This window comes from Nocardia citri, from assembly GCF_054065835.1.
This window is the reverse complement of sequence record NZ_JBSUQM010000080.1, coordinates 1-541: the sequence shown is the minus strand read 5'-3', so window position 1 is coordinate 541 and position 541 is coordinate 1. Positions and strand designations below refer to the sequence as shown.

Here is a 541-nt window from a genome sequence, read left to right as displayed (position 1 = left end):
CGTTCCCCCGGCCGTGGTGACCGTCACCAGTACCGTCCCAGCCGCACCGGCAGGGGCGACGGCGGTGATCTGCGTCGACGAGTTCACGACGAACGACGTCGCCGGCGTAGCACCGAAACTCACCGCCGTCGCACCCGACAGATTCGTCCCCGTCAACACAACCGTCGTCCCGCCTGTCACCGGACCAGCATTGGGCACTACCGTGGTCAGCGTCGGCACCGCGACATAGGTATAGGAGACACCGTTACTCGTTCCCCCGGTTGTGGTGACCGTGACCAGTACCGTCCCGACTGAATGGGCAGGCGCCACCGCCGTGATCTGCGTCGACGAGTTCACGACGAACGACGTCGCCGGCGTAGCACCGAAACTCACCGCCGTCGCACCCGTCAGGTTCGTCCCGGTCAGCACTACCGTGGTGCCGCCGGTCACCGGACCTGCGTTCGGGGCGATGACGGTCAGCGTCGGCACCGCGACGTAGGTGTAGGAGACACCGTTACTCGTTCCACCCGCGGTAGTGACCGTGACCAGTACCGTCCCGACC

1 protein-coding gene is annotated in these 541 nt (G+C 66.4%); it reads right to left on the bottom strand.

Going from position 1 to position 541, the window contains the following annotated elements; genetic code table 11:
- Positions 1 to 541 (bottom strand): IPT/TIG domain-containing protein (locus ACW2Q0_RS31205; protein WP_457194507.1); only part of this gene is annotated, 541 nt, incomplete at both ends.